This is a genomic window from Paenibacillus macerans (genome assembly GCF_050565405.1).
Classification (GTDB): domain Bacteria; phylum Bacillota; class Bacilli; order Paenibacillales; family Paenibacillaceae; genus Fontibacillus; species Fontibacillus macerans_B.
Genome location: NZ_JBNYYG010000035.1, coordinates 40459 through 57993 on the forward strand (window position 1 = coordinate 40459; position 17535 = coordinate 57993).

General features: G+C 55.4%; 12 protein-coding genes. 7 read left to right on the forward strand and 5 right to left on the reverse strand.

Features of this window, described 5'->3' with window-relative positions; translation table 11 throughout:
• The first annotated feature begins 62 nt into the window (after window positions 1-62).
• From ACQ4N8_RS18810 to ACQ4N8_RS18825, 4 genes are all read left to right on the forward strand, one after another.
• Window positions 63-1418, forward strand: coding sequence for a glucose-6-phosphate isomerase (locus tag ACQ4N8_RS18810; protein WP_430705886.1), 1356 nt, complete (start codon window positions 63-65; stop codon window positions 1416-1418).
• Between the two features lie 254 nt (window positions 1419-1672).
• Window positions 1673-2305 carry a YigZ family protein gene (locus ACQ4N8_RS18815; RefSeq protein ID WP_430705887.1) on the forward strand — a complete coding sequence of 211 codons (633 nt, stop codon included), beginning with the start codon at window positions 1673-1675 and terminating at the stop codon, window positions 2303-2305.
• Window positions 2306-2310: 5 nt separating this feature from the next.
• On the forward strand, window positions 2311-2907 hold the full coding sequence (locus ACQ4N8_RS18820) for a TetR/AcrR family transcriptional regulator (RefSeq protein WP_430705888.1): 597 nt from the start codon (window positions 2311-2313) through the stop codon (window positions 2905-2907).
• A 321-nt stretch (window positions 2908-3228) separates the two neighbouring features.
• Complete coding sequence (locus tag ACQ4N8_RS18825; RefSeq protein WP_430705889.1) at window positions 3229-4293, forward strand: sulfate/molybdate ABC transporter ATP-binding protein; 1065 nt, start codon at window positions 3229-3231, stop codon at window positions 4291-4293.
• Window positions 4294-4394: 101 nt separating this feature from the next.
• Here ACQ4N8_RS18825 and ACQ4N8_RS18830 read toward each other — a convergent pair whose 3' ends face one another.
• From ACQ4N8_RS18830 to ACQ4N8_RS18840, 3 genes are all read right to left on the reverse strand, one after another.
• Window positions 4395-5225, reverse strand: a complete 831-nt coding sequence (locus ACQ4N8_RS18830) for a carbohydrate ABC transporter permease (protein WP_430705890.1) — start codon at window positions 5223-5225, stop codon at window positions 4395-4397.
• Between the two features lie 24 nt (window positions 5226-5249).
• A complete protein-coding gene (locus ACQ4N8_RS18835) occupies window positions 5250-6137 on the reverse strand; it encodes a carbohydrate ABC transporter permease (RefSeq protein ID WP_430705891.1) in 888 nt (295 codons plus the stop codon).
• A gap of 110 nt (window positions 6138-6247) precedes the next feature.
• Entirely contained in the window at window positions 6248-7528 is a 1281-nt protein-coding gene (locus ACQ4N8_RS18840; RefSeq protein WP_430705892.1) for a sugar ABC transporter substrate-binding protein, read from the reverse strand.
• 549 nt (window positions 7529-8077) lie between these two features.
• Between ACQ4N8_RS18840 and ACQ4N8_RS18845 the strand changes: the two genes are divergently transcribed.
• From ACQ4N8_RS18845 to ACQ4N8_RS18855, 3 genes are all read left to right on the forward strand, one after another.
• A complete protein-coding gene (locus ACQ4N8_RS18845) occupies window positions 8078-10258 on the forward strand; it encodes a glycoside hydrolase family 3 N-terminal domain-containing protein (RefSeq protein WP_430705893.1) in 2181 nt (726 codons plus the stop codon).
• A gap of 142 nt (window positions 10259-10400) precedes the next feature.
• Window positions 10401-13730 (forward strand): GH36-type glycosyl hydrolase domain-containing protein, encoded by a 3330-nt coding sequence (locus ACQ4N8_RS18850; protein ID WP_430705897.1) that lies wholly within the window; start codon window positions 10401-10403, stop codon window positions 13728-13730.
• Window positions 13731-13964: 234 nt separating this feature from the next.
• Window positions 13965-14930, forward strand: coding sequence for a LacI family DNA-binding transcriptional regulator (locus tag ACQ4N8_RS18855; RefSeq protein WP_430705894.1), 966 nt, complete (start codon window positions 13965-13967; stop codon window positions 14928-14930).
• A gap of 800 nt (window positions 14931-15730) precedes the next feature.
• On the opposite strand, the gene ACQ4N8_RS18860 is transcribed toward ACQ4N8_RS18855, so the two are convergent.
• Complete coding sequence (locus ACQ4N8_RS18860) at window positions 15731-16474, reverse strand: peptidoglycan DD-metalloendopeptidase family protein (protein ID WP_430705895.1); 744 nt, start codon at window positions 16472-16474, stop codon at window positions 15731-15733.
• A 59-nt stretch (window positions 16475-16533) separates the two neighbouring features.
• On the reverse strand, window positions 16534-17487 hold the full coding sequence (gene spoIID, locus ACQ4N8_RS18865; protein WP_430705896.1) for a stage II sporulation protein D: 954 nt from the start codon (window positions 17485-17487) through the stop codon (window positions 16534-16536).
• Window positions 17488-17535: the final 48 nt, after the last annotated feature.

The following is a 17535-nucleotide window of genomic DNA, read 5'->3' on the forward strand; positions in this document are numbered from 1 at the left end:
GAATGTTACCTCTTTATGGATAGGTCAGTGTGATAAATAAATAGACGGAGGTAGTTTCAGCAATGTCCAAAAAAGTGACGTTTGACTACAGCAAAGCCCTGCAATTCGTCGGGCAGCATGAGGTCGATTATTTCGCGGAGCCGATTCGCACGGCTCACGAGCAGCTACATAAAGGTACCGGCGCAGGTTCCGACTTCCTGGGTTGGATCAACTTGCCGACCGAATACGATAAAGAAGAGTTCGCCCGCATCCAGAAAGCGGCGGCCAAGATCCAAAGCGATTCCGAGGTGCTGATCGTCATCGGCATCGGCGGTTCGTACCTGGGCGCTCGCGCGGCCATCGAATCGCTGTCCCACTCGTTCTACAATCTGCTGCCGAAGGACAAGCGCAAGACGCCGGAAATTTATTTCGCCGGCAACAACATCAGCTCGACTTACGTGAACCATTTGCTTGACCTGATCGAAGGCAAGGATTTCTCCGTCAACGTCATCTCCAAATCGGGGACGACGACGGAGCCGGCGATCGCGTTCCGCATCTTCCGGGCGGCGCTCGAGAAGAAATACGGCAAGGAAGAGGCGCGCAAACGCATTTACGCGACGACCGACCAGGCCAAAGGGGCGCTCAAGAAGCTGTCCAACGAGGAAGGCTACGAAACGTTCGTCATTCCGGACGACGTAGGCGGACGTTATTCCGTCCTGACTGCGGTGGGACTGCTGCCGATCGCTACGGCCGGCATCAACATCGAGGAAATGATGAACGGCGCGGCCGACGCGGCCAAGGAATTCAGCAATCCGAACCTGGCCGAGAACGCCAGCTACCAATATGCTGCCGTACGCAACGCATTGTACCGCAAAGGCAAAGTGACGGAAATTCTCGTCAACTACGAGCCTTCCCTCCATTACGTATCGGAATGGTGGAAACAGTTGTACGGCGAAAGCGAAGGCAAGGATTACAAAGGGATCTATCCGGCTTCGGTCGATTTCTCTACGGACCTGCACTCCATGGGCCAATTCATTCAGGAGGGCAACCGGAACATTTTCGAAACGGTCATTCAAGTGACCGAAGTGCCTAGCCACATCACGATCGAGTCCGACCCGACCGATCTGGACGGCTTGAACTTCCTGGCCGGCAAAACGCTGGATTTCGTCAACAAGAAGGCGTTCCAAGGCACGCTGCTGGCGCACACGGACGGCCAGGTGCCAAACCTGGTGGTGGGTGTGCCCGACATGACGCCGTACTCTTTCGGTTATCTGGTGTATTTCTTTGAAAAAGCCTGCGGCATCAGCGGTTACCTGCTGGGCGTCAATCCGTTCGACCAACCGGGCGTGGAGGCTTACAAGAAAAACATGTTCGCGCTGCTCGGCAAACCGGGCTACGAGAAAGAGAAGGCCGAACTGGAAGCCCGGCTTTCCGAGTAAGATCGAGTTATTTTCTTCAAATGGAAGTTCAAAAAGTCGACTTTTCAGCACCGAGAAGGTTGGATGAAGCTAGGGATGAGTAGCGGAGCGTAGCTAGGAGCTGCGTGAGCAACGGAAGGCCCGGCTGAATTCAAGCTTCGTGATCAAAATATGACTTTTTAAACTACGCTTAAGAGGACATCAGCGCCAGGGAGCAGTTCGCCGGAGAGTTCCGGAGGGGCTGCTTCTTGGCACATTCATAAGGATGGGTTCATATGCTGGAAATGTACAAGACGGTTCGACAGGCCGGCGAAAAGGAAATCGTCATCAAGAAATCGAGGTTTATCGGACACGTCAAACCGGTGGAAACCGAAGCTGATGCCATCCAATTTATCGAAGAAATCAAGAAAAAGCACTGGAACGCCACGCATAACTGCTCCGCCTATATGATCGGGGAACGGGACGAGATCCAGAAGCAATCGGATGACGGGGAGCCGAGCGGAACCGCCGGCAAGCCTATTTTGGAGGTGATCAAAAATCAGGGCCTCAAAAACGTGGTCATTGTCGTAACCCGGTATTTCGGCGGTATCATGCTGGGGGCTGGAGGCCTCATCCGTGCTTATACCGACGGGGCCGTAGCGGCGATCGAAGCGGGGGAAGCCATTACCCGGGTGCTTCACCGGGAAGTGTTCGTGGAGCTGGATTATACCTGGCTGGGGAAGGTAGAGAATGGATTGCGGAACCGCGGCATCCGTACGGGAGATACGGCGTTCGCGGATAAGGTGACAATACGCTGTCTGCCTCTGGATCAAGAGGCGCAAGCCTTCGTCGATTGGATGACCGATCTGACGGGAGCGCAGGCTGTGGTGACGGAAGGTGACAAGGTTTACTTTATTGAAGGGGAATAATGCCTATGGCAAGAAGAGCAGTTGATCAGGAGTTGTCGAGAGAAAGAATCATGGAAGCGGCCCGGCATTTGTTCATTACCAAAGGGTACCGCGGCATTTCCATGAGGAGTATCGGTCAGCATTTGGGATACAGTCACGGCTCGCTATATTATCACTTCAAGGAAAAGGCCGAATTATTTTACGCCATCGTGGTAAAAGATTTCGAGTCCCTAACCCTTCTGTGCGAGCAGGTAACCAAACGTCCGCCTGCCGAAGGGCTCACCAAGGCGGAGCAACTGATGCTGGAGTTCATCAAATTTGGATTGGAGCATCCGCACCAATACGAAATTATGTTTATGCTCAGGGATGAGGAAATTTTGGCGTACTGCCGCAGCGAGCAGGCCAAATGCTTCAACATGTTCGAGTCCATTGTCCGCAGCTTTTTGCAGGAGGAGAGGCATCCGCTGGAGAACAATCCGTCTCTTCCGCTCAGTATGTTTTTAGGTATGCATGGATTTATCTCTTACTACATCCAGGATCGGCTGACCTTTGAAGAGATCAAGCCGGCCGCTGTCGCACACGTAAAAATGTTGAGTCACAGCAGTTACCGCATAACGTCATAAAGGCGTTTTTGTTTTAACTTCGCACTTTATCGAATTACACCAGCATAGCATCAACACTGTATTACATTAATTGACAAAACCGATTTGGTACGGGATACTTCTGTTTCCTCGTGTTGAACGGTTTTATTTTTTTGCTTCTATTGCTTGACCATCGCTTATTTTCGCATTGACGGAAAGCCCAGGGTTTGATAATCTATCCTTATAATTAAAACCAAGTAAGTTCATCAGAATAGATCGAATGGATGAAGCGATGTTTTCTTGCAGGATACCGGTATGACAGCAGCTTGGGTTTCGGAATCTTGAAAGGATGTGTGGTTTTGCATGCATGTAGAAGTACGGAATCTGGATAAACATTTCGGCAGTTTTCACGCCGTTCAAAATGTCAGCTTTGAGATCGAGAAAGGACAGTTAATCGGTTTGCTTGGCCCGAGCGGCGGCGGCAAAACCTCGATACTCCGTATGCTGGCCGGGTTGGAGCAACCGGATGCCGGAGAGATCGTCTTCCACGGTAAACGAGTGAACGATCTGGCTCCCCAAGATCGCGGCATCGGCTTCGTCTTCCAAAGTTACGCCCTTTTTAAGCATATGACCGTATTTGACAATATTGCCTTCGGCCTGCAGGTGAAGAAGGTGCCGAGGGCGCAGGTGCGGGAGCGGGTCATGGAGCTGGTCGAATTGACCGGCCTGAACGGGTTCGAGGGCCGATATCCGCATCAGTTGTCCGGCGGGCAACGCCAGCGGGTCGCTTTTGCCCGGGCATTGGCGCCCGAGCCGCAGCTGCTGCTCCTGGACGAACCGTTTGCCGCCATCGATGCCAAGATTCGTCAGGAGCTGCGTTCCTGGCTGCGGGAGCTGATCGAGCGGGTCGGCATTACGTCGATATTCGTGACCCATGACCAGGATGAAGCGATCGAAGTGGCCGACGAGATCATGATCATCAATCAGGGGCGGCTGGAGCAAAAAGGGACCCCTTGGGATATCTACAAGGAGCCGAGCACGCCGTTCGTCGCTTCGTTTATCGGCCAATCGACGCTGGTGGAGCGGGCCGCGGGCCTCAAAGGCTTCGAGGAGGAAAGCGGCGGGCCGGATACGAAGGCCCTGATCCGCCCGGAGTATATCGAGGTCGGAACCGAACACGAATTTACGCTGCTGTCCGCCACCACGCCCGGCGTGGTGAAGCATCTGCATTTCCGCGGCAGCGAATGGCTCGTCGAGGTGGAAGTAGGGGGGCAGACGCTCACCACGTTCCGCTCGCTGGAGAAGGAGACCCTGAAAGCCGGCCAAGAGGTGCGCGTGCTGGTGCACCGGGCTTATCTGTTCGACAACGAACGCAGCTGGATTCTCGAGAATCCGCTCAAGCGCGATCCGTTAAGCGTCATCATTTGACGGTTCAATTTATATAGATAAAAGGCTGTATCAAGGAAAGCGGCTGCGGCTTTCCACGATACAGCCTTTTATTTGCGCTGCCGAAGGGCAGTAGCCAAGCTTTATTTCATCCCCGAAATCGAATAATTTTCGATGATGTGTTTTTGGAAAATGATGAAGATGATGATGATCGGTACGACCATGAACGCCGACCCTGCCATCTGCAAAGCGTAATCGCCGCCATACTGGCCTTTGAGCAGTTGCAAGCCGACGGACAACGTGTACAGCTTCTCGTCGTTGGCGATGATAAGCGGCCACAGAAAGCTGTTCCAGCCGCCGATAAAGGTCAGGATTCCCTGCACCGCCAATATTGATTTGGAAATCGGCAGCGCAATCTGCAGGAAGATGCGGAATTCGCCGGCACCGTCCAGCCGCGTCGCTTCCAGCAACTCGTCGGGTATCGTCGTCATGAACTGGCGGAACAGGAATATGCCAAACGCGCCCACGAGGCCGGGAAGCACGATCCCGATCATCGTGTTGGTCAGGCCCATGACGTTCAGGATCAAATAGACCGGAATCATGGTGACCTGACCGGGAATCATCATGGTGGCCAACACCAAATAGAACAATCCGTCTCTGCCCTTAAACTTGTATTTGGCGAAGGCAAAACCGGCCAGGGCGTTCAGGAACAACCCGAGGAAGGAAAAAAGAACGATGATCAGCGTGTTGCGCAAATAAATGCCGAATTGCATATTTTCAAACAACTCGCGGAAGTTGTCCAGGGTAAACTGCTGCGGCCAAAGCGTAGGCGGGATTTGCGCAACCTCGCTTTCCGGTTTGAACGAGGACAATACCATCCAAACAAAGGGCAGCAGCATAAGCAGGCCCAGCACCCCCAAAAGGATTCCGGTCAGCCATTGCAGCGTTTTATCGCCCGAGGTTCTGGTTTGCATGTGAATACACCTCCCAAGATGACATCAGACATCCGCCTCTTTGTTTTGGAATTTGAATTGCACCAGCGTGATGAGAATGATGGCGAAGAATAAAATAAAGGATCCTGCCGCAGCATATCCGAATTTGCTGAATTGAAAACCGTTATTGTAAATGAACAAGGCCACGGATAACGTACCGTCGAGCGGACCGCCCTTGGTCATGACGAACGGCTCCTCGAAGAACTGCAGCCAGCCGATCATCGTCGTAATCGATACGAAGAAGATGGCGAACCGGAGCAGGGGAAGCGTGATCGACCAGGTTTGGCGCCAACTGCTGGCTCCGTCGATTTGCGCCGCCTCGTAATACGTTTTGGAAATACCTTTGATCGCGGCGATGAAGATGATCATGTTCAGGCCGATGGCCCGCCAAACGGCTAGGATAATCAGCGAGATTTTCGCCATGACCGGATCCTGCAGCCACGGAACGGAACCTAACCCGAGCGAATTCAGAATGTAATTGAGAAGGCCCAAAGACGGGTTGTACAAATAACTCCAAACGACCGCAACCGCAACGACGTTGGTGACGGACGGCATATAGAAAATAACCCGGAACGCCTTGAAAATCCGGGCTTGCCCGAAGTTGACCAATAAGGCAATGACCAGGGAAAATAGGATCACGAGCGGAACGCCGATAATGACGTAAAACAACGTGTTAAAAATGGACCTTTGAAAAGAAGGGTCCTGCAGCACTTCCACGTAGTTGTCGAAGCCGATAAAGCTGATGTTCGAGTAGTCGGCAAGCCCGGCCAGATCCATATCGGTAAAGCTGATCACCAGCGCCAGGGCGATAGGAAGCAAAGAAAACAGCGCTAAGAGAATCAAGGTCGGCGCAACAAACAAGTAAGGCGCGTTTTTTTGGGATAGGCCTTTCATATAGACGGATCACTTCCTTTGTTTTTACGCATCTTGGCTATGCCTAACAAGGGCCGCGATCCACCGGCTGCCGGGGCTGCCGGTGGACTTTGGCGGTAGTACCTGATGCTTTATTTGCTAAGGATTTTCCCCGCTTCGGCATTGAAGGCGTCCATTTCGGTTTGGACATCCGCACCGCCGCGGACAATCCGTTCAAAGCTCTTCAAGTAGGTTTGGGCGATTTGTTCCCAGGTGGTCAAGAGCGGCATTGGTTCGGAATGCTCCAGCTGTTCTTGAAGCGCTTGATAGTTTGGATCATCTTTCAGGGAAGGGTCTTCCCAGGCTTTAATGTTGGTCGGCAGCGATTTGGTCAGCTGCATCCACTTGATTTGCGTTTCCGGTTTGCTCATGTATTGGATGAATTTCAACGCCTCGTCCTGGTGCTTGGTGTATTGGAATACCGACAAATCGGAGCCGCCGAGCGCGGAAACGTTGTTTTCCTTCGCCGGCAACGGAGCTACCGCCCATTTGCCTTCCAGGTCAGGGGCTTGCGTCTTGATCGTGTTGATCATCCAAGGGCCGCTGATAAACATCGGTACGACGCCCTCGCCGCCGAGGCCTTGCACCGCGTCAAGCCCGAGATCGACCGGAGCCGAACCGTCTTTGAAGAAACCGTTCAGGTAATCGACGGCCTCGACGAATTCCGGCTGGTTGAACAGCGGTTTGTTTTGGTCGTCCAGCAGTTTGGATCCGTTCTGGCGGGCAAACATGAAGGCCAGCGACTGTTCGTTCATGTCGATGCTGATCCCGTATTTGCCTTGGCCGCGATCGGCCAGCTTTTTGGCGGCGTCGCGCAGCTCGTCCCAGGTTTTCGGCGCCTGCTCATAGCCAATCTCTTTCAACAGGTCGGTACGGTAGAACAGGACGCGAGTTTCGGTATACCATGGAACGCCTACGATTTTACCGTCATATTTCGTCGTATTCACGGCACCTTCATAGAACTGATCTTCTTTAAACTCGGGATATTGGTCCACCACGGGAGTCAAATCAAGCAGCGCTCCGGCGTTGGCGAACTCCGGAATCCAGGTCGTCCCCATTTGGATGACGTCCGGACCTTTCTTCGAAGCGACCGCCGTCAGCAGCTTGTCATGCGCGTTAGCCCACGGCAGCGCTTGAACGTCAACCTTGATGTCCGGATTCTCCTTCATGAAATCGTCGGCGATTTGCGGCAGCGATTTGGCTTCGTCGCCCATCGCCCATACGCTGATTTCCACCTGTTTGCCGCCGTTGTCGCCGCCTGCACCGTTGGTTCCTCCGTTAGCCGCGTTATTGCCGTTGCCGCCGCAGCCCGTTAAAATTCCCGCCAGGAGAAGTGAGCTTGCCAGGAGGGTAGTTGTCGTTTTTTTCCACATAAGAATCGTCCTTTCTCAAATTATTGCTGTAAATAATATGAGGCTTTTGATAGTGAAATTATGCAAGAAACGTCCTGCGAGCCTATCTTGACGGATAAGCACCTCCTTGCCGCATGAGTGAATAAACTCCCCTTGAAGCAAACTGAATCTGTAGCTGCCCTATTTAGGCCCTTTGCAATACAAACGTTTCGATTGCGAGAGAATCACGTTATTCCTGGAGACAAGCAGCAATTGTTGAAACGTTTCGATTTATTATAAAACAGAATGTAATCGTATTCAATAGCTTTTTTTGGTCGAGGATAAAATAAATTATTTTGTTTATTCGACTTTATTGAAACGTTTCGACAAAGTGTGTAATCGTATTCAATTGAAATTGACGGAAAATCGGATTCGATATATAATCCACTTATTCGATAATTGAAACGTTTCGACGGGAAGCTTATAGAACGATTCTAGTATGGAGGCATACCGCCGCCAACGGCGGCCCGTGATTAAGAGACGAGGGCCAAACGGTATTTTTCATATATCAATTCGAGGGTGGGAACGTACATGAAGTCGCAGCCGATTGAGAACTATCTGAAACAAATGACGCTTCAGGAGAAAATCGACCAGCTATTGCAATTGGCCGTGCCTTTTTTTGAGGGGGCTTCATCGGAAGGCGAAATTACCGGCCCGATGGAGGAGCTTGGCGTTTCGGAAGAAACGGTACGCAATGCCGGCTCGGTGCTTGGTTTGTCGGGAGCCCGGGAGGCAATAGCCATTCAGGAGGCGCATTTGCGCAAAAACCGCTTGGGGATTCCTCTGTTGGTCATGGCCGATATCGTTCATGGTTTTAAGACGATTTTCCCGGTGCCGCTGGCGATCGGCTGCTCCTGGGATTTGAAGCTGGCGGAGCTGAGCGCGGAAATCGCCGCCAGGGAAGCGGCCGTATCGGGCGTTCACGTCACCTTCGCGCCGATGGCCGACCTCGTGCGTGACCCTCGCTGGGGCAGGGTCATGGAATCGACAGGGGAGGATCCCTATTTGAACGGCGAGTTCGCGCGGGCGTTCGTACGCGGCTTCCAGGGGACGGATTTGCGGAACGATGCGAGCCGGGTCGCCGCGTGCGTCAAGCACTTCGCCGCATACGGAGCAGCGGAGGGGGGGAGGGATTACAATACGGTCGATCTGTCGGAGCGGCAGCTGCGCGAATCCTATTTGCCGGCTTACAAAGCGGCGCTGGACGAGGGCTGCGAGATGGTGATGGCTTCCTTTAATACCGTGGACGGAATCCCTTCCACCGGCAATAAGCGGTTGCTTCGCCAGCTACTTCGCGAGGAGTGGGGTTTTCGAGGCGTGATCATTTCGGATTGGGGCGCCGTCAAGGAGCTGATTCCGCACGGCGTCGCCGCCGACGAGAAGGAGGCGGCGTACCGGTCCATCGAAGCGGGCATCGACATCGAGATGATGACGACCTGTTATATGAAGCATCTGGCGGAGCTGGTCGAGAGCGGCGCTATCGGGGAAAGCCGGATCGACGAAGCCGTGCTGCGGATTTTGCAGCTGAAGGATAAGCTGGGGCTGTTCGACAATCCGCTGCGCGGAACCGACCCGGCGCGGGAGGCGGAGCTGGTATTCTGCGACGAGCACCGTGCGGTTTCCCGCGAGCTCGCGGCCAAGTCCTGCGTTCTGCTGAAGAACGAAGGGGTGCTGCCGCTGCGGCGAGAACAAAACATCGCGTTGATCGGGCCCTTCGCCCAAAGCGGCGACATCCTCGGACCGTGGTCCTGGCAGGGCTCACGGGAGAGCGCGGTGCAGCTTTGCGACGGCCTTGCCGCCAAGGCGGGCGGCGGGCGGATCGCGGTGGCCGAAGGCTGCGGCATCGACGACGGAACGGAGCAGCAGCTGGAGGAGGCGGTTCGCGCGGCGTCGGGGGCCGACGTGATCGTGCTGGCGCTTGGCGAAAGCTCGGAGATGAGCGGCGAGGCGGGCAGCCGGGGGGATATTCGGCTGCCGCAGGCGCAACTTGCGCTCGTCGACCGGCTCGCCGGGCTGGGCAAGCCGATGGCCGCCGTGCTGTTTAACGGCCGCCCGCTGGATTTGCACGGCGTAATCGACAGAACGGGTGCCGTGCTGGAGGCTTGGTTCCCCGGCAGCGAGGGGGGCAACGCGATTGCCGACCTGCTGTACGGCGATGTTACGCCATCGGGCCGGCTGACGATGTCTTTTCCCTATTCGGTCGGGCAAATCCCGGTCTACTACAACAACTTCAATACGGGGCGACCGAAGGATGCGCCAGATGCCCAGGTCCGTTACGTGTCGCAGTATCTGGATATGCCCAACGAACCGCTGCTTCCGTTCGGCTTCGGGTTAAGCTATACCACCTTTGCTTACGATGAGCCGATGCTGTCTTCTCCGGAAATGACGCTTGCCGAGCCGCTGCGAATCACGGTCCGAGTCGCCAATACCGGGACCGCGGCTGCGGAGGAAACGGTGCAGCTGTATGTGCGCGATCTGGCCGGGGACGTGGTGCGTCCGCTGAAGGAGCTTAAGGATTTCCGGAAAATTCGGCTCCAGCCGGGAGAAAGCCGGGAAGTCGCGTTTGAATTGACGGAACCGCAGCTGCGCTATCACCATGCCGACCTGACCTTTGCCAGCGATCCCGGCGCATTCGCGGCTTACGTCGGACCGAACAGCAGAGATACGGCTGAGCTCCGGTTCAGCCTTCGTTTAAGATATCAGAAAGTATAAATTTCGAAGCTTTGGCTTCCTGATATCGCAAGAAAAACTACCTCTAAACGCGGTCTGTCTACTTTGTATGTACGTCGATAGACGTTTTTCTTATAGAATTCACATCAGAGGAGTGGGTACTGTGGCAGAAACAAAGGCAAAAATGACCCTGCAAGCGGGAGACTTGACGTTTGCTTTATGGAACAGCGGCGACGTTTTTGCGATGAAAGACGGGGATATCATGGTCAACCAGCTGTTATCCGGTCCGGTGGAGGGCTCCCTCAATAATCTTTATATGCGGTTGCATCGCCCGGAAGGCATCCAGGCGTTCCCGCTATTGGGCGTGCGCTCGAACAGCCGGTTGAAAGCCGGAGCTGCTTCGGCCGTCTGGGAAGGAACGGCGGGCGGCATCGATTATCGGGTGAGAATAACGTTGAACCGACGGGGCATTTGGTTCTGGGACGTCCGTCTCGAAGGGGAACCCGTTTGCGAAATCGACGTCATTTACGGGCAGGACGTAGGTCTCGCCGATCCCGGCGCGGTTCGCAGCAACGAGGCGTATTTGTCCCAATATATCGATCATGCGGTGTTTCGGCATGAACGGCGCGGGACGGTCGTGTGCTCGCGGCAAAACCAGCCGCAGCGCGGCAAGTTTCCCTATATGCAGCAGGGGGCGCTTACCGGAGCGGCCGGTTATTCGACGGACGGTTATCAGTTTTTCGGCTTGAGCTACAAGGAAACCAACCGGCCCGAAGCGCTTGAGCGGGCGGATCTGGCGAATGAGGTCTATCAATACGAGTTCGCGTATACGGCCCTGCAAACGCCGCGGCAAAGCTTGTCGGGAGCGGCGAGGTTCGTGTTCTACGGCCTGGTGCGGGACGATCATCCCGCAGCGGTGGAGGCGCTGGAATTCGAAGCCGAGGTGGAAGAGGCTTGGCGCGAGACGGAAGCGGGGGACGCCGCGGGTGCCACGGATCTTTCCGTAGCTGCTCCGGCATCGCCGTCCCCAGTATGGGGCGAGCCGCTGCGCACCGTTTCGATGAGCGAGGCCGAGATCGAAGCGCGGTTTCCGCGCCGTCATCATGAGGAGCGCGAGGACGGGAAGCTGCTGTCTTTTTTCACGGAGACGCATGAACATATCGTGCTGAAGGAAAAAGAGCTGAGGGTGGAGCGCCCGCACGGCATCATTCTGATGTCCGGCGGGAACGACCGCGTCAACGGGGAAGTACTGACGACCACGTCTTACATGTACGGCGTGTTTAACTCGCAGATCGTCGTCGGCAATACGTCGTTCCACAAGCTGATCTCCAACATGCGCAACGCGCTTAACGTGTCCAAAGCCGCCGGGCAGCGGATTTACGTAGAGCTGGACGGAGTTTATCGGCTGTTAACGATGCCGTCGATGTTCGAGATGGGTTTCAATTATGCGCGCTGGACGTACAAAACGGCGGACGATACGATCGTCGTCACGAATTACACGGCGGCGGATGCGCCGGAATTGGTGCTGCGGGTCCAGTCCGCCGCGGGGCGGGCTTACCGGTATCTGGCGACGAACCAAATCGTCATGAACGACAACGAGTACGTGCTGCCGTATCGAATGGAACAATCGGGGGGAACGCTGACGTTCCGGGCTGACGGGGAGGCGTTGTCCGCGTCGGTATATCCCGACTTGGCCTACCGGATGCACGTGGCCGGAGCGGATTTCCATGTGTTTGATGAGCGCAAGCTGGTCGAAGGCGCGGAACCGGGAGGTTCGTCGCTCGTCGTGCTGGAAACCGGGCCAAGCTCCGATTGGAGCTTGACGGTGCAAGGACTGCTTCAGGGCGGCGAACCGCCGATCGCGGCAAGGAACGAAAACGAGGAAATCGGCCGTTACCGTGCCTTTTTGGCTGGACTGATGAACGGCTTCCGGTTATCGCAGCAGGCGGGCGCTGCGGAGGAGCTCGACAAGCTGAACGCGCTGGCCTGGTGGTATACGCACAACATGCTGGTGCATTTCTCCGTGCCCCACGGGCTGGAGCAATACGGCGGGGCGGCTTGGGGGACGCGCGACGTCTGTCAGGGACCGGCGGAATATTTTATGGCGACGCAAAAATACGGGGTGGTCCGCGACATTCTGAAGACCGTTTACGCGCATCAATACGAGCGGGACGGAAACTGGCCGCAATGGTTCATGTTCGACCGCTACACCCGGATCCAGCAGGAAGAGAGCCATGGCGATGTCATCGTATGGCCGCTGAAGGTGCTTGGCGATTATTTGGCCGCGACCGGAGATTACGGCGTGCTGGAGGAAAAAGTACCGTACACGTTGACAGGCAGCTTCGAATTTACGGACACGGCAGCGACGATCCGCGAGCACGCGAAAAAGGAAATCGATTATATCCGCGGGCATTTCCTGCATGACACGTTTTTGTCCTCGTACGGAGACGGGGATTGGGACGACACGCTGCAGCCGGCCAACGCCCAATTGAAGCGGTACATGATCAGCAGCTGGACGGTGGCGTTGACGTACCAAACATTCCGCCAACTGGCGGAGGCGCTGCCGGCTGCGGAGCGGGTCTGGGCGGATGAACTGACGGAGCTGGCCGAGGGCATCAAGCGGGACTTTAACCGCTACATGCTGCCGACCGGGGTCATTCCGGGGTTCGTCTACATGGAACAGCCGGGCGAAGCCGAGCTGATGCTGCATCCGACGGATACGAAAACGGGGATCAACTATCGCCTGCTGCCGATGACGCGCAGCATGATCGCGGAATTGCTGGACGCCGAGCAGGCCGAAGCGCATTTCGCGGTGATTAAGGATAAGCTGTATTACCAGGACGGCGTGCGGCTGATGGACCGGCCGGCGAAATACGAGGGCGGCGTCAGCACGCATTTCAAACGGGCGGAGCAGGCCGCCAACTTCGGCCGGGAGATCGGGCTGCAATACGTGCATGCCCACATCCGTTTCATCGAAGCGATGGCCAAGCTGGGCAAAGCCGACGAAGCCTGGAAAGGGCTGCACATGATTAACCCGGTGGGCTTGAAGGACGTCGTCCCGAACGCCGAGCTGCGCCAAAGCAATGCCTACTTCAGCAGCTCGGACGGCAAGTTCGCCACCCGCTACGAAGCGGATGAGCGGTTTGGCGAGCTGCGGAGCGGCACGGTTCCGGTAAAGGGCGGCTGGCGGATCTATTCCAGCGGTCCGGGAATTTACATGAATCAGCTGATCTCCAACTGTCTCGGGATCCGCAGCCACGGGGAGGATTTGGTGATCGATCCGGTGCTGCCGCCGCATTTGGACGGCCTGCAGTTCGATTTTGCCTGGATGGGCGTGCCGGCCACCTTCGTTTACCATATGGATGGCCAGGGCCGCCGAGTGCGGATCAACGGCCGGGACGTGCCGGTTCGGGAGAAATCCGGCTTTTACCGGAGCGGGGGCGTTCGGGTCGGCCGGCAGGATTTTGAGGCGGCGGGGTCGAATGAACATAACGTCGTTGAAATCTTTATGTAAGGTTGTAAAAGATGACTTTTTGAACTACCGGTAAGATGAAGGTTCAAAAAGTGAGGTGTTTAGCACCGAGAAGGTTGGATGAAGCTAGGGAATGAGTAGCGGAGCGTAGGCGGACCTACGTGAGCAACGGAATTCCCGGGTGAATTCAAGATTCGAAGTCGAATCCGCCTCTTGAGTTGCTTCGTGATCAAAAGATGACTTTTTGAACTACCTATAATTAAGGAGAGAAGCTTTGTGGTTAGCATAAAGGACATCGCCAAACAAGCCGGGGTCTCCATCTCGACCGTATCCTACGCGTTGAACGGGAGCCCGAAAGTAACGGACGAGACGAGCGCGAGAATATTGGCTATCGCCGAGCAGCTCAATTACGTGCCGAATGCCGCCGCTCGCTCCTTAAAAACCCGGGAGTCGAAAATCATCGGTTTGTACCTGACCGATTTTAGCGGGGCGTTTTACGGGGATTTGCTGCAGGGCGTCAAGGAAGTGCTCAATCAAAAAGGCTATGACATGGTCGTTTGCAGCGGCAAGCAATCCCACCGGCTGCTTCCGGAACGCATGGTCGACGGGGCGATTATTTTGGACGCGACGTTCTCCAGCCAGGAGCTGCTTAAATATGCGAATCTCGGGCACAAAATCGTAGTGCTCGACCGGGAGCTGGGACACCCGAACGTGAATCAGGTGCTGCTGGACAACAAGGCGGGGGCGACCCTGGCGATCGAGCACCTGATTGAGCAGGGGCACCGCAAGCTGTACGTCGTGACCGGACCGAAGGACTCGTACGACTCCAAGCAGCGGCTGAAGGCGGTAAGGCAGACGGTAGCCCGGTTCGACGGAGTCGAGCTGACCGAAATCGTGGGCGATTTCAACAAAGCAACCGGGGAACAAGCCGCCGAACGGATCATGGGCGAGTATACGTCTCCCGTGGCGGTATTTTGCCTGAACGATGAGATGGCGGTGGGACTCTATAATGCGGTGAAGGCCACCGATTACGCGATCGGCGAGCATATTCACCTGATCGGCTTCGACAATATCGAATTAACCGAATATATGGTCCCGAGACTGGCGACGATCGATTACTCCAAACGCAAATGGGGGGCGCTGGCCTCCGAGCAGTTGCTGAAGGTGCTCGCCGGTGAACCGGTCGAGCATGAACGGGTATATGTAACGTTGGTTAAAGGGGATTCGGTGGGAAAAGCATAAGCCAGAAGCGCCCGGCAGGTAATAAGGGAACAAAAGGGCCTTATTTTCTCGTAAAATGCCATAACCGGATAAATAGGGGTAAAAAATGGTCTTATTTTTCGCAAAAGGGCTGAAAAAATCCGATCAGTAACCTATCCAGCAGAAATAAGGCCATAAAATGCATAGGCATTGCATTAAACCTAACAAGATACCCGATGTGCATAAAGGCAGTCCAAGGCGTGGCGGTCAATAGGGTTCGAGTCTTGTTGTCTCTGCATGCTGCTTTGCACGATTATCCCTTTCGTTAAGGGAGTAAAGGTCGGGGGTTAGGAGAAATGAAGCAGACCGGAGAGCAGATCCATGACAGGAAGCGGTGGAAACGAAAATGCTGTGATTTTGCTGCAGTCTAAACCCTTCCGTCAGCAGAAACGACTGCATCGTCATACGGACCCCCGCCTGCTTCTTTGGCCTAAGGCCCGTCTCATGATTTCGAACCGATCTATTTTCTTCACCCCATATTTTCTTTCCTTTCCCCGAGGCTTGTCGGTTTCTCTGTTACCTGATCAAACGGGATAATTGTGCAAAGCTTCCGGACAGCGAGTGTTAACCTAACGCCAAAGGTTGCCGGCTTAACGGTCAAACATTAATGAAACGCTAGTGTTGCGGAGCCCAAATAAGGCCCTTTTATTCCCCTATTCCAGGTCGCACCGGGGTATTGCTCCGCGCGAACAAAAAAAACGGAGAGCATTCGCTCTCCGTTTGCGACCGGATTTACCGGGATAGACCGGTGTACCGTCTCATAAGTCGATGGGTTGGTTGGATCAGTTTTTCGGAAGCACGGTTTCCGGATTGACCAGTTCGCCGTTTTCGTAAATCGCGAAGTGAACGTGGTTGTCGAGATCTTTTTCAATCTCATTGCGTCCGGCGCTGCCGATGACATCGCCTTGTTTCACCTCGGCGTCCTTCTTCACTTTAACTTCCGCCAAGCTTTCATACACCGTCTTCAGGTTGTTGGCATGGGTAATTTCCACGACATACCCCAGAAGCGGAACTTCTTCGACGCGGGTGACTTTCCCGCTCATGGCGGCGGTTACGTCAAACGGCTTGCGGTCTTCCCGCGCCAGGTCGATCCCGGTATTCGGCGTAAACGTATCGTTATACTGCACCAGGGCGGCCTGATGTTGCTCGGCCGTACCTTCCTTCTCATAGAAAGGCTTCACGACGGCAACCTCGGCGGCATTCGCCACCGGCCAAACGAGATCCTCGGAGGATGCGATCACTTCGGTCGCTTCTCCCCCTTTGGTATCTTCCTGTGTGGCTTCCTCTTCGCCGGACAGGTTTACGGTGTCGGTTACGCTGGCGGGGGTCGAGTCCATCGGCTTGTTGCTCGCATCCTGGTAGACCCACACTAAGGTTAGTATAATTGCCGCTGCCGCCACATATGCTGCCGGGTAAACCCATCTCTTCGACAATAGTCTCTTCCACGCGGATACCGGTTTTACCGGCTCTCCCAATCCAATTTTAGGAGATTCCTCGTGGGGTTGTTTTTTCTGGTTTTCATTCATTTGCTCATCACCTCAGTAACCATTGTTACCGGGGCGGATTCTTTTATACTTCGTTTATATTAATTTTTTTCTAAAAAATGAGAGGCCTGCTGAAAAGCGATCCCCGTATAGTAGTGTTTGAGAATTTGCGTGGCGGTAAATCCCTGCTTGGCCATGCCGTTCGCGCCCCACTGGCTCATGCCGACTCCGTGCCCGTACCCGTAGGTCGTGATCTTCACGGTATCGCCGTCCACGGCCAGCGTAAACTGGCTGGATCGCAGGTCGAGCTTCTCCCTGACCTCGCGGCCGGTGTAAACTCGGTCGCCGATGCGAATCTCTTTGACCCGGCGGCCGCTGGTCCACGAAAGGGTCTTGAACAGCTTGGCCGGGCTCAGTTTGGCTGAGGCCTTGGCGTCCCCCCGGCCGATCGCCGCCATCGCAGCCTGCACGCTCTCCGGTACCGCTTGCCCCAGCTTGCCGTACAGCTGCGTCAACGGCATTTCGAGCGTCTCGCGGTTTTTCGGGTTGATGGCCGCGTCCCAAGGACTGGGAACGCTGCGAAGATACGGTATCTTGAGCGACCAGTATTCCTCGGAGTTCTCCGTGTAACCGCCGCTGGAGGAGAAAAAGGAGGCGGTAATCGGCTGGCCCCGGAACGTCATCACGAGGCCTTCCGTCTGCCGGACCGCCTGCCGCAGCTTGGCGAGCTGCTCGGACTTCCCCTGCTTCGGCCAATCTGCCAATACGGCGCGGGATAGATAGGCTTGATGTTCGACGGTGTCGTTCACGTCGGCCTTATTCCCCGCGATCCCGCTCGTATCGCCGGCCGCCAACCGCCGGACGATGAAGGTGCGCGCCGCAATGGCCTGCGCTTTGAGCGCCGCAAGCTCAAAGTCCGCCGGCATTTCGGCGGCCAGCACGCCGGTCACGTATTGCTCGAGCGGCACGGTCTCGACGGCGCCGGTGCGCGTGAGGTAGACGCGCACCGGCGTCTCGTCCGCCGGCTGCGCGAAGGAACTTTTCTGCAAAGGCATCGATCGAGGCTGGGTCCAGCAAGTCCATCACTTCAATTTCGATGCCAT

What these genes read in the sequence shown, in the direction of transcription:
- ACQ4N8_RS18810 (WP_430705886.1), top strand. Translation starts at nt 63, where the DNA reads ATGTCCAAAAAAGTGACGTTTGACTACAGCAAAGCCCTGCAATTCGTC.
- ACQ4N8_RS18815 (WP_430705887.1), top strand. Translation starts at nt 1,673, where the DNA reads ATGCTGGAAATGTACAAGACGGTTCGACAGGCCGGCGAAAAGGAAATC.
- ACQ4N8_RS18820 (WP_430705888.1), top strand. Translation starts at nt 2,311, where the DNA reads ATGGCAAGAAGAGCAGTTGATCAGGAGTTGTCGAGAGAAAGAATCATG.
- ACQ4N8_RS18825 (WP_430705889.1), top strand. Translation starts at nt 3,229, where the DNA reads ATGCATGTAGAAGTACGGAATCTGGATAAACATTTCGGCAGTTTTCAC.
- ACQ4N8_RS18830 (WP_430705890.1), bottom strand. Translation starts at nt 5,225, where the DNA reads ATGCAAACCAGAACCTCGGGCGATAAAACGCTGCAATGGCTGACCGGA.
- ACQ4N8_RS18835 (WP_430705891.1), bottom strand. Translation starts at nt 6,137, where the DNA reads ATGAAAGGCCTATCCCAAAAAAACGCGCCTTACTTGTTTGTTGCGCCG.
- ACQ4N8_RS18840 (WP_430705892.1), bottom strand. Translation starts at nt 7,528, where the DNA reads ATGTGGAAAAAAACGACAACTACCCTCCTGGCAAGCTCACTTCTCCTG.
- ACQ4N8_RS18845 (WP_430705893.1), top strand. Translation starts at nt 8,078, where the DNA reads ATGAAGTCGCAGCCGATTGAGAACTATCTGAAACAAATGACGCTTCAG.
- ACQ4N8_RS18850 (WP_430705897.1), top strand. Translation starts at nt 10,401, where the DNA reads ATGACCCTGCAAGCGGGAGACTTGACGTTTGCTTTATGGAACAGCGGC.
- ACQ4N8_RS18860 (WP_430705895.1), bottom strand. Translation starts at nt 16,474, where the DNA reads ATGAATGAAAACCAGAAAAAACAACCCCACGAGGAATCTCCTAAAATT.
- spoIID (WP_430705896.1), bottom strand. Translation starts at nt 17,487, where the DNA reads ATGCCTTTGCAGAAAAGTTCCTTCGCGCAGCCGGCGGACGAGACGCCG.